This is a genomic window from Methylibium sp. T29, assembly GCF_000576205.1.
Taxonomy (GTDB): Bacteria; Pseudomonadota; Gammaproteobacteria; order Burkholderiales; family Burkholderiaceae_C; genus Methylibium; species Methylibium petroleiphilum.
On sequence record NZ_AZND01000121.1, the window covers coordinates 1 to 10,680 of the forward strand.

Sequence of the window (10,680 nt, forward strand, 5' to 3'; positions counted from 1 at the left end):
CGCGGCGTCCGCTGCGACGCCGGCCCCTGCGGCGGCCAGCGGCACCTGAGCGCGGCGACAGGGGACCACACCATGGCTCGCTTTTTCATCGAACGGCCGATCTTCGCGTGGGTGATCGCGCTGGTCATCATGCTGGCCGGCGGACTCTCGATCCTGAGCCTGCCGATCAACCAGTACCCGAGCATCGCGCCGCCGCAGATCACCGTCACGGCGACCTACCCGGGCGCCTCGGCCAAGACGCTGGAGGACACCGTCACGCAGGTGATCGAGCAGCGCATGACCGGCCTCGACGGCCTGCGCTACATCGCGTCGAACAGCGACGCCGCCGGCACCGCGCAGATCACGCTGACCTTCCAGGCCGGCACCAACCCCGACATCGCCCAGGTGCAGGTGCAGAACAAGCTGCAGCTCGCCACCGCGCAGCTGCCGCAGGAAGTGCAGCAGCAGGGCCTGACGGTCACGAAGTCGGTGCGCAACTTCATCATGGTGGTCGGCTTCGTCTCCGACGACCCGAGCATGACCCGCACCGACCTGGCCGACTTCGTGGCGGCCAACGTGCAGGACACGGTGAGCCGCGTGACCGGCGTCGGCGAGGTCACGCTGTTCGGCGCGCAGTACGCGATGCGGATCTGGCTCGACCCGGCCAAGCTGCTGAACTACAAGCTCACGCCGGCCGACGTGGCGACGGCGGTGCGGGCCCAGAACGCCCAGGTTTCGGCCGGCCAGCTGGGCGGCCTGCCCGCGGCCCCGGGCCAGCAGATCAACGCGACCATCACCGCGCAGAGCCGGCTGCAGACCGCAGAGCAGTTCGAGCAGATCATCCTGCGCACCGCCGCCGGCGGGGCAACCGTGCGCCTGCGGGACGTGGCGCGCGTCGAGCTCGGTGGCGAGAACTACACCAGCCTGTCCTTCTACAACGGCAAGCCCGCCGCCGGCCTGGCGATCCGTCTCGCGGCCGGCGCCAACGCGCTGGCCACCGCCGACGCGGTGAAGGCCAGGATCGATGCGCTCAAGCCCTACTTTCCGGCCGGCTTCGACGCCATCGTCGCCTACGACACCACGCCGTTCATCAAGCTGTCGATCGAGGAAGTGGTGAAGACGCTGGCCGAGGCCATCGTGCTGGTGTTCCTGGTGATGTACCTGTTCCTGCAGAACTTCCGCGCCACGCTGATCCCGACGATCGCGGTGCCGGTGGTGCTGCTCGGCACCTTCGGCGTGATGGCGGTGGCCGGCTTCTCGATCAACGTGCTGACGATGTTCGGCCTGGTGCTCGCGATCGGCCTGCTGGTCGACGACGCGATCGTCGTGGTCGAGAACGTCGAGCGGGTCATGAGCGAGGAGGGCCTGTCGCCGAAGGAGGCGACCAAGAAATCGATGGGCCAGATCACCGGTGCGCTGGTCGGCATCGCGATGGTGCTGTCGGCAGTGTTCCTGCCGATGGCCTTCTTCGGCGGTTCGACCGGTGTGATCTACCGGCAGTTCTCGATCACCATCGTCGCATCGATGGTGCTCTCCGTGCTGGTGGCGCTGGTGCTCACGCCGGCGCTGTGCGCGACGCTGCTCAAGCCGATCCCGCAGGGCGACCACGGCAAGACGACCGGCTTCTTCGGCGCCTTCAACCGCATGTTCGACCGCAGCAGCAAGGGCTACCAGGGCATCGTCGGTCGCATGCTCAGCCGCAGCCTGCGCTACCTGCTGATCTACGGGGTGCTGCTGCTGGCGGTGGCGTGGCTGTTCACGCGCCTGCCCACCGCCTTCCTGCCCGATGAGGACCAGGGCATCCTGTTCACCCAGATCCAGCTGCCGGCCGGCGCCACGCAGGAGCGCACGCTGAAGGTGCTGCGCCAGGTCGAGCACCACTTCCTCGAGACCGAGAAGGACTCGGTGCAGGGTCTGTTCACCGTGGCTGGCTTCAGCTTCGGTGGTAATGGTCAGAACGTCGGACTCGGCTTCATCCGCATGAAGGACTGGAGCGAGCGGCCCGGCGCCGACCACACCGTGAAGGCGGTGGCGGCGCGGGCGATGAAGGCCTTCTCGCAGTTCCGCGACGCGATGGGCTTCGCCTTCGCGCCGCCGGCGGTGCTGGAGCTGGGCACCGCCAACGGCTTCGACATGTACCTGCAGGACCGCGGCGCGCTCGGCCACGACGCGTTGATGGCGGCCCGCAACCAGCTGCTGGGGCTGGCCGCCAAGAGCCCGGTGCTGGTGGCTGTCCGCCCGAACGGCCAGGACGACACGCCGCAGTTCAGCGTGCAGATCGACTCGGCCAAGGCGGGAGCGCTGGGCCTGGCGATGTCGGACGTGAACGCCACACTGTCGGCCGCCTGGGGCAGCTCCTACATCAACGACTTCATCGACAAGGGCCGCGTCAAGCGCGTCTACCTGCAGGCCGATGCGCCGCACCGCATGCTGCCCGAGGACCTCGACAAGTGGTACGTGCGCAATGCGCAGGGCGACATGGTGCCGTTCTCGGCCTTCGCCTCGGCCAAGTGGAGCTACGGTTCGCCGCGGCTCGAGCGCTTCAACGGCTTGCCGGCGCTGAACATCCAGGGCCAACCCGCGCCGGGCCGGAGCACCGGCGAGGCGATGGAGGAGATGGAGCGGCTGGTGGCGCAGCTGCCGGCCGGCATCGGCCTCGACTGGACCGGCCTGTCCTACGAGGAGCGGCTGTCGGGTTCGCAGGCGCCGCTGCTCTACGCGCTCTCGCTGCTGGTGGTGTTCCTGTGTCTCGCGGCGCTGTACGAGAGCTGGTCGATCCCGTTCTCGGTGATGCTGGTCGTGCCGCTTGGCGTGCTCGGTGCGCTGATCGCGGCGAGTTCGCGCGGGCTGTCGAACGACGTTTACTTCCAGGTCGGCCTGCTCACCACCATCGGCCTGTCGGCGAAGAACGCGATCCTGATCGTGGAGTTCGCGAAAGAGCAGATGGAGCACGGCAAGGGCCTGATCGAGGCGACGCTCGAGGCGGTGCGCCTGCGCCTGCGACCGATCCTGATGACCTCGCTGGCCTTCGCCTTCGGCGTGCTGCCGCTGGCGCTCGCCACCGGCGCCGGTTCGGGCAGCCAGAACGCGATCGGCACCGGCGTGCTGGGCGGCATGATCGCGGCCACCTTCCTGGGCATCTTCTTCGTGCCGCTGTTCTTCGTGGTGGTACGGCGCCTGTTCAGGCAACGCAAGGTCGACCCGGCGCCGCAGGGTGCGCCGGCCGTCGCGGAGGGACAGTGACATGAGGACCGCCACGATGAACCACTGCCGCGGCCGCCTGACGCTGCTGGCCACCGCGGCCCTGGCGGGTTGCATGAACCTGGCGCCGACCTACGAGCGCCCCGCGGCACCCGTGGCCCCCGCGTGGCCGCAAGGCGAGGCCTACGGTGAGCCCGGCACCGGCGGTGGCGTGGCCGCCTCCGAGCTGGCCTGGCGCGAGGTGTTCGTCGACGCGCCGCTGCAGCGCACGATCGAGCTGGCGCTGAGCAACAACCGCAACCTGCGTGTCGCGGCGCTGAACATCGAGCAGGCGCGCGCGCAGTACCAGATCCAGCGCGCCGACCTGTTTCCCACCGTCGCGGCCAGCGGCGAGGCGGTGCACCAGCGCACGCCGGCCGACCTGAGCCAGGCCGGCCGCGCCGTCACGAGCCACACCTACAGCGCCGGCATCGGCTTCTCGACCTACGAGCTCGACCTGTTCGGGCGCGTCCGCAATCTCAACGAGCAGGCGCTGCAGCAGTTCTTCGCCACCGAGGAGGCGCGCCGCAGCACCCAGATCAGCCTGGTGGCCGAGGTGGCCAACGTCTACCTCACGGCGACCGCCGACGGCGAATTGCTGCGTCTGGCGCGCGACACGCTGGAGAGCCAGGAGTCCTCGTACAGGCTGGCGCAGCGCAGCCACGAGCTGGGCGTTGCATCGGCGCTCGACCTGCGGCAGGCCCAGACCAGCGTGGAGGTGGCGCGCGCCGACGTGGCACGCTACACCCGCGCGCTGGCGCAGGACCTCAATGCGCTGGCGCTGCTGGTCGGTGGGCCATTGCCGGCCGAGCTGCGGCCGGGCAGCGTGCAGCCCGAGGACCTGCGCTGGATCGACCGGCTGGCCGAGCTGCCGTCGGGCCTGCCGTCGGAGGTGCTTCAGCGCCGCCCCGACGTGCTGCAGGCCGAGCGCCAGCTGCAGGCGGCCAACGCGACCATCGGCGCCGCGCGCGCGGCCTTCTTCCCGCGCATTGCGCTCACGGCCTCGGCCGGCGTGGCGAGCAGCTCGCTGTCCGACCTGTTCCAGGGCAGCGCGCGCACCTGGAGCTTCGTGCCCCAGGTGAGCCTGCCGATCTTCGACGCCGGCCGCAACCGCGCCAACCTCGAGGTCTCGAAGACGCAACGCGACATCGCGCTGGCGCAGTACGAACTGGCCATCCAGTCGGCATTCCGCGAGGTGGCCGACGCGCTGGCCGCACGCGGCACCTTCGACGCGCAGCTCGCCGCCCAGCAGGCGCTGGTCGACGCGACCGGCGAGACCTTCCGCCTCTCGCAGGCGCGCTACCGCAGCGGCGTGGACAGCTACCTGGCTGTGCTCGACGCGCAACGCTCGCTGTATGCGGCGCAGCAGTCGCTGATCACGCTGCGGCTCTCGCGCAGCGCCAACCTCGTGACGCTGTACAAGGTGCTCGGCGGCGGCTGGCAGCGCGCCGATGCGGCCACGGGCTGAGACCAGCGGAGCGGAGAGCGGCGATGGCACGGTGCAGCCTGATCGACGGTGAGGAGGTGGCGCACGCGGAGGTGCGGCGCCGCCAGATCCTGGATGCCGCGGTCGAGGTGTTCCGCCGCCGCGGCTTCCATGCGGCGAGCATGGCCGAGATCGCGAAGACCTTCGGCATGAGCGCCGGCCACATCTACAACTACTTCGACAGCAAGGAAGCGATCATCGAGGCGATCGTCGCGCGCGACATCGACGAGTTCCTCACGCTGACCGCTCAGATGCAGGGCGAGGCCGACCTGCGGCACGAGATGGTCGAGCGCGTCGACGAGGGCACCGACCGCCGGCTCGACGCCGACCACGCGTCGCTGCAGATCGAGATCGTGGCCGAGGCCTCGCGCAACCCGAAGATCGCCGACATGGTTCGGCGGGCCGACGCCACGGTGCGCCGGCGGCTCATCGAGCTGGTGCGAGCCGCAGCGCGAGGACCGGTCGACGAGGCCGACCTGGTGGCGCGCGCCGAGCTGCTGCTGGCCTTGTTCGAGGGGCTGATGCTTCGCACGCTGCGCCAGCCGGACATCGACCGCCAGGCGCTCAAGCGCGGCCTGCGCGATGCCGTGCGCCACATGATCGGCGCCTGAATCGATTCCGATTCCAGCGCCTGCGCCGGCGCGCTGCGTAGAGAACCGCCCGTTCGAGTGGCTCATGGCCGAACACCTTTGGCTATGATCGACGCACAAAACGGGAGGAGTCGATGCATCGAACCGGCGTGGTCGCGCTTGTTTTGGTTGGCCTGTTGGGCGGGCAGCTTGCGTGGGCGCAATCCTTTCCATCGCTCCCCAATCTCCCTAATCTCCCCAAGCTCCCGAATCTTCCAACGATCCCCGGCCTTTCGCCGGGACCCGGCGGCGAATCGTCTCCGTCGGGCACATCGGCAGCCATTGCCGCCTTCTGCGCGGCGGCCGGCGCCGGAGGCGTCTACCTCGGAAAGCAGTTGGCAGAACGCGATGCCAAGAAGCTGAAGCTGTCCCCTGCGCAGAAGAAGTCCCGCGAGCGCAGCTACATGCTGGGCGGAGGGCTGTTCGGTTGTGCGGTCGGAGGAGGTGTGGCGGCGAACGTCATCAACAAGATGTCGGCCGAATCGAAGAAGGCCCAGGAAGACGCCTGGAACAAGGCGCAACAGCAGACCGGGCCCGTGACCTGGCAGGGGCCGGATGCGAAGGGCACCACCGAGATCGTCGAGCGGGAGTCGCTGCCCGACGGTGGGGAATGTGGAACGCGCCGCGACGTGATCGAAGCGGAGGAAGGCCGAGCCGAGCCGATGGCAAGAGTCTGCCGCACGGCGGGTACGACCGACTGGAAGCCCGTGACCTCGGTCAGCTGAGGGGCCTGCCGTGTTGGCCATCCAAAGGTTCTGGCCGGCCGTCCGGTTCCTTGCCGTCTCTTCTCTGCTGTGGGCAATCACGAGCTCGGTCTCTGCGCAGGAGGCCCCCGAGGCTTGTGCCAGCCAGCCACCACAGCCTGAACGGAGAGCAGCTGGTGCGAGGCCGCCGATGGCGTACTGCTTCGGTGCGGTGGCGGGTGTTCCGGTGCTGTGGCTGTATGGCTCCATTGGCCCGAGAAGTTTCGACGTCGTGAGTCGCGGTCTCCAGCAGACGGCGCGCTACCGGGAGGTCTGGCTCAACTCGCCGGGAGGGCTGGTCAGCGAAGCCTTCAAGATCGGCCTTGCGTTCAAGCGCCTGGGGACCACGGCGGTCGTTGCGAAGCATCCTCGGGTCCGCTGCGTGAGTGCCTGCACGATCATGATCCTGGGGCCTACAACCGCACGGTCGAACCCGGAGCGGAGTTCATGATTCACGCCAAGTCGGCCTTCATGACTGTGGATGGAACGGACAAGGCCAACGCTCATGCCACATGGGCGGAACTGGCAGCGCATGTCGCCGAAGACGCGAGCCGATTGGTTGGCGTGGTGCAGGAAATCACCGACGAGGAGCGCGCCTCCTCGACGGCTTACGTCCAGTACGTCGCAACGGCCCTGGGCGGGCGACCCAACAGCGCGCTGCTCGCGCAGATCGCTGGTCAGCCGCTGGCGGGGCCCTACGAGCGGGGTGCGCCGGAACCGAGAAGCCTGGAACGTGACATCGCGATGCTCGATGTGCAAGGTGTGCAGGCGTTCCAGGAGCTGTTGACCCAGGCCGAACTTCGGGCGATGCGACTCATGCACGGGCGAATGCTCGAAAGGGAGTCCGAACTGGGCGTCGGCGCGAAAGTCGCCTTGAGGATCTTCCAGGCCAATCTGGCCTGCCGGATTCAGGATGTCTGCCTGCTGGCGAGCCATCAGCTCGAGAGCCTGGGTTACCACAACTTCACGCCGGACAGGCTGGTCAACAAGTGAGCGGAGGCATCATGGCGTGGTTTGGGGCCAGACGTGGTCGTGCCGGTGCAATCGCCGTGGTGGCGCTCGGACTGACGGCATGCGTCGCCTCGGTGCCCCGGGCTGGCGACGCACTTCCCGGCGTGGCATTGATGGCGAACGGAAAGGATGTGGCGCTGAGCTGGGCGCCTGACTCCCTGATCGTGCGCGGCTTGCGGCCGGGCGCCATCGTCGAAGCGGTGGGCGAGTACCAGACGGCCAACGGCCGTGTCACGGGAGATCCTGTCGCGTCGACCCGCATGACGGCCGGCGCCAGCCAGCTGCGGTTCACGCTGGCGGACAGCCTGCGGGGCGTGCCGACCGGACCCGTGTGCCTGCGGTTGCGCGTCGACGGTCGGACCGCGCTGCCGCTTCGTGCGGCCGGAGGCGCAGGTTCGAGCGATGGGTTCCAGTACGCCGCCTGGAGCCAGGCAGTGGTCGACAGTTCGCGGCGCAAGGCGCTCGAACAGGAACAGGCGGCCCTCGAGTCTGCGACGAGGGTCGACAAGGATGCACTGGCAAGCTTCGACGCTTGGCGCCGCCAGCGTGCACTGAGCACCGCAGGCGACTGCGAGAGCCTCAGCGCCGCTTCGGCGGCTGAGCGCCCGGCGAGTGCACTCGATGTTCCTCGACGCCTGCCTGCAGCGCAACGTGAGTGCACCTGGCGTTTGCAGCAAAGACTGGTCGAACTGAAGTTCGCGAACACGCCGCAGTTCATTCGCGCCGTCGAGGATGTCTATCGCAAGACCCTGACGGAGATTCAGGCGAAGGGTGCAAAGCCGAATTCCAGCGCGGTGATCTCACTGAGAGACACATTGCAGCGCATCGATACGCTCGAAACCATCGTTCTCGCCAACCTGCCGCAGGTTGCGCCTCCGTTCCGGCCGATTCTGTTGAGCGACTATCTTGCAACCACGTCGACCACCGATCAGCTTCTGGAGGACTACGTCCGCACCGGCAAAAACTTCCCGATCGAAGTCGTCCCGGGCATCCTGGACGCGTTCGAGTCCTGCCAGACTGACTCCGTCAGCCAGTTCAGGCTGTCGCATGAGACGTGGATGCGTGAGCAGGATCCTCGCCTGAAGAACAGTCGATTCGAGGCCGTCCGGGGCGAGTGTCGCGCCAGGTTCACCGATGCCCAACGCCGTGTCGATGCAGACGCGAAGCGCGGAGGACGCCGCGAGCAGATCGCAAAGGATCTGGCTGTCACGTCGACGCCGGCGAAGCCACTGCCTACCGGCATGTCCCTCATCGACAAGCCTTGCACAGCATCCTGAGTTGCGTGCCGCACGTGCAGGGCTTAGCTCTTTGATTCGTGTTCCGCGCGCCGGGCGTCGTGTCTCTCGATGGACTCAAGGTCCGAGATCATTGCGCTCGGAGTACGCGCGCCACGTCCCCATGGCACGGCTCATCAGCCGGAGCTGGCGGTCGAACACCGGGCAGACCTTGCAGATCGCGAGGTGCAGGCGCAGCGTCACCCGCTCGGCCGGCGAGAGGCGGCGATCGAGGCGGCCGGACAGCAGGCGCGCGGACTGACGGCATGAAATGAGGAAGGGCAGCTTCATCGGCGCTTCGGGGCGGGCGGGACGGAAGACAGAGCGAGGGCGGGCTCGCCGAACCAGTTGAGTTGCAGGCATTCCCGCAGCCTCAACCGGGCCCGGTGCAGCATGACCCAGAGGTTCGTCGGCGTGACCGACAGTTCCTTACAGATCTCGTCAGTTTCGAGTTCCATCCACTCGCGCATCAGGAACACGCGGCCGAGCTGGTTGGGCAGTTTCTCGATGCAGGCGTCGAGCACCTTGATGAACTGATCCTGGGCCACGATCGCCTGTGGGTCGCCCCATTCGATCGGGGCGTCGCGGAAGTGGCCCGTTTCGTCGAACAGCTGTTCTTCGAGCGTTGCGCCGTCGTCTTCGTCGCTCGTCATCGAGCACTCGCGCGCATGCCGACGCACCTGGTCGACCAGCTTGTGCTTCAGGATGCCGATCAGCCAGGTCTTCGGCGCGGCGCGGCCGGCAAAGGCCTCCGGCTTCTCGAGTGCGGCCAGTATCGTCTCCGACACCGCGTCCTCGGCCCAGGCCGGATTGCGCAACTGCAGTTGCGCATAGCGCAGCAACTGCGGGCGCAAGGTTTCGAGCAAGGCGGACACGTCGGTCATGAAGGGCCGTTTCGATGAGAGGAAGCAGGGGGCAGTGTAAGAATCTTCCGGTCTTCGCGACACATGCACGTCGCCTCCGTGGCGGCCCATTCAATCCCCCTCCAGGAGCACTGCATGAACCAGCATCTGATCGCATCGTCCGCCCTCGCTTCCCTCCTCGCGCTGGGCCTGGTCGGCCCGGCCGCCGCCCAGGACTCGGGCAAGGAGAAGTGCTACGGCATCGCCAAGGCCGGGCAGAACGATTGCGCCAACCTGTCGGGAACCCATTCGTGTGCGGGCCAGGCGACGGCGGGCGACGTCGGCGAATGGAAGTACGTCGCCAAGGGCACCTGCAAGGCCGCCGGTGGCCTGAGCGCCGCCGAAGCCAAGGCCAAGCTGGCCGAGAAGAAGTAACAGCAAAAAGACGCACGGCACCGGACGCAGCGATCCTCTCCGTCGCTCAGCATGGACGCGCGTTCGACCCCGGCCGGCGTCGGTATCGGTCTGCGCCAGCCGCACTACCGGGAGTGGGCCGAACGCCGCCCGGCGGTCGGCTTCGTCGAGGTCCATGCGGAGAATTTCTTCGCCGAGGGTGGGGCCGCGCTGGCGGTGTTGTCGGACGTGCGCGAGCACCATGCGGTGAGCCTGCACGGCGTCGGGCTCGCTCTCGGTTCCGCGGCCGGCGTCGATGCTTGGCATCTGGAACGGCTGGCCAGGCTGGTCGATCGCATCGGGCCGGTGCGTGTGTCGGACCATGCCTGCTTCGCGCGGGCATCGGTGCCGGGCGATGCGTCGACCGTGCTGCATGCGGCCGACCTGCTGCCGATCGCCTTCACTCCGGCCTCGCTCGACCTCCTGTGCACGAACGTGCAGCAGGTGCAGGAGCGCCTGCGCCGTCCGCTGCTGGTCGAGAACCTGTCGGCCTATCTCTCCTTCGACGACGCCGACCAGATGCCCGAGCCCGCGTTCCTCGCGGCGCTGGCCCGTCGCACCGGCTGCCAGCTGCTGCTCGATGTCAACAACTTGGTCGTCAACGCACTGAACGCGCAGCGTGCCGATCCGGCGGCCGGAGATCCGGTGGCCGCGGCCTGCGCCTTCGTCGACGCGCTGCCGGCCGACGTGGTCGGCGAGATCCACCTGGCCGGCTATTGCGATGCCGGCGCGCTGGTGATCGACGATCACGGCAGCCGCGTGCACGCACCGGTGTGGGCCGTCTACCGGCACGCCGTCTCGCGCCTGGGCGCACTGCCGACGTTGATCGAATGGGACACCGACGTGCCCGCGCTCGACGTGCTGCTGGATGAAGCCGCGCAGGCGGCACGTTGCCAGCACGAGGTCGCCGGCCTGCGGAGCGCGGCATGACGTGCTCCGCAGAACGGCGAACCGAGGCCGCACGCCAGAGCGCCTTGCTGGCGACCCTGCGCGGCGCCGCGCCGGTGCCGTCGGCACGCCTGG

Annotated in this window: 11 protein-coding genes; 9 read left to right on the top strand and 2 right to left on the bottom strand. The window is 68.3% G+C overall.

The features are described 5' to 3' along the window. Positions 1 to 72 precede the first annotated feature (72 nt). From x551_RS13990 to x551_RS14020, 7 genes are all read left to right on the top strand, one after another. Positions 73 to 3,222, top strand: a complete 3,150-nt coding sequence (locus x551_RS13990; RefSeq protein ID WP_036249060.1) for an efflux RND transporter permease subunit — start codon at positions 73 to 75, stop codon at positions 3,220 to 3,222. Between the two features lies 1 nt (position 3,223). Continuing rightward, a complete protein-coding gene (adeC, locus tag x551_RS13995) occupies positions 3,224 to 4,687 on the top strand; it encodes an AdeC/AdeK/OprM family multidrug efflux complex outer membrane factor (RefSeq protein ID WP_011830545.1) in 1,464 nt (487 codons plus the stop codon). 23 nt (positions 4,688 to 4,710) lie between these two features. Beyond that, positions 4,711 to 5,316 (top strand): TetR/AcrR family transcriptional regulator, encoded by a 606-nt coding sequence (locus x551_RS14000; protein WP_051512032.1) that lies wholly within the window; start codon positions 4,711 to 4,713, stop codon positions 5,314 to 5,316. A 113-nt stretch (positions 5,317 to 5,429) separates the two neighbouring features. Next, a complete protein-coding gene (locus x551_RS25295) occupies positions 5,430 to 6,059 on the top strand; it encodes a hypothetical protein (protein WP_152543524.1) in 630 nt (209 codons plus the stop codon). A gap of 169 nt (positions 6,060 to 6,228) precedes the next feature. Further along, entirely contained in the window at positions 6,229 to 6,528 is a 300-nt protein-coding gene (locus x551_RS14010; RefSeq protein WP_036233622.1) for a hypothetical protein, read from the top strand. Further along, positions 6,525 to 7,070 (top strand): hypothetical protein, encoded by a 546-nt coding sequence (locus x551_RS14015; protein ID WP_036233619.1) that lies wholly within the window; start codon positions 6,525 to 6,527, stop codon positions 7,068 to 7,070. The genes x551_RS14010 and x551_RS14015 overlap by 4 nt, the downstream gene beginning before the upstream one ends. Positions 7,071 to 7,129: 59 nt before the next feature. Further along, entirely contained in the window at positions 7,130 to 8,365 is a 1,236-nt protein-coding gene (locus tag x551_RS14020) for a hypothetical protein (RefSeq protein ID WP_152543525.1), read from the top strand. Between the two features lie 75 nt (positions 8,366 to 8,440). Here the strand turns inward: x551_RS14020 and x551_RS14025 are convergent, their stop codons facing one another. Together x551_RS14025 and x551_RS14030 are read right to left on the bottom strand one after the other, a co-directional pair. Next, positions 8,441 to 8,653 carry a zf-HC2 domain-containing protein gene (locus x551_RS14025; protein WP_036233614.1) on the bottom strand — a complete coding sequence of 71 codons (213 nt, stop codon included), beginning with the start codon at positions 8,651 to 8,653 and terminating at the stop codon, positions 8,441 to 8,443. Further along, positions 8,650 to 9,246: a sigma-70 family RNA polymerase sigma factor gene (locus x551_RS14030; protein WP_011830543.1), complete on the bottom strand. Its 597-nt coding sequence runs from the start codon at positions 9,244 to 9,246 to the stop codon at positions 8,650 to 8,652. Before x551_RS14030 ends, x551_RS14025 begins: the two co-directional genes overlap by 4 nt. Before the next feature lie 114 nt (positions 9,247 to 9,360). Between x551_RS14030 and x551_RS14035 the strand changes: the two genes are divergently transcribed. Further along, positions 9,361 to 9,639: a DUF2282 domain-containing protein gene (locus tag x551_RS14035; protein WP_011830542.1), complete on the top strand. Its 279-nt coding sequence runs from the start codon at positions 9,361 to 9,363 to the stop codon at positions 9,637 to 9,639. A gap of 51 nt (positions 9,640 to 9,690) precedes the next feature. Next, a complete protein-coding gene (locus x551_RS14040) occupies positions 9,691 to 10,587 on the top strand; it encodes a DUF692 domain-containing protein (RefSeq protein WP_036233602.1) in 897 nt (298 codons plus the stop codon). Positions 10,588 to 10,680: the final 93 nt, after the last annotated feature.

What these genes read in the sequence shown, in the direction of transcription:
- x551_RS13990 (WP_036249060.1), top strand. Translation starts at nt 73, where the DNA reads ATGGCTCGCTTTTTCATCGAACGGCCGATCTTCGCGTGGGTGATCGCG.
- adeC (WP_011830545.1), top strand. Translation starts at nt 3,224, where the DNA reads ATGAGGACCGCCACGATGAACCACTGCCGCGGCCGCCTGACGCTGCTG.
- x551_RS14000 (WP_051512032.1), top strand. Translation starts at nt 4,711, where the DNA reads ATGGCACGGTGCAGCCTGATCGACGGTGAGGAGGTGGCGCACGCGGAG.
- x551_RS25295 (WP_152543524.1), top strand. Translation starts at nt 5,430, where the DNA reads ATGCATCGAACCGGCGTGGTCGCGCTTGTTTTGGTTGGCCTGTTGGGC.
- x551_RS14010 (WP_036233622.1), top strand. Translation starts at nt 6,229, where the DNA reads ATGGCGTACTGCTTCGGTGCGGTGGCGGGTGTTCCGGTGCTGTGGCTG.
- x551_RS14015 (WP_036233619.1), top strand. Translation starts at nt 6,525, where the DNA reads ATGATTCACGCCAAGTCGGCCTTCATGACTGTGGATGGAACGGACAAG.
- x551_RS14025 (WP_036233614.1), bottom strand. Translation starts at nt 8,653, where the DNA reads ATGAAGCTGCCCTTCCTCATTTCATGCCGTCAGTCCGCGCGCCTGCTG.
- x551_RS14030 (WP_011830543.1), bottom strand. Translation starts at nt 9,246, where the DNA reads ATGACCGACGTGTCCGCCTTGCTCGAAACCTTGCGCCCGCAGTTGCTG.
- x551_RS14035 (WP_011830542.1), top strand. Translation starts at nt 9,361, where the DNA reads ATGAACCAGCATCTGATCGCATCGTCCGCCCTCGCTTCCCTCCTCGCG.
- x551_RS14040 (WP_036233602.1), top strand. Translation starts at nt 9,691, where the DNA reads ATGGACGCGCGTTCGACCCCGGCCGGCGTCGGTATCGGTCTGCGCCAG.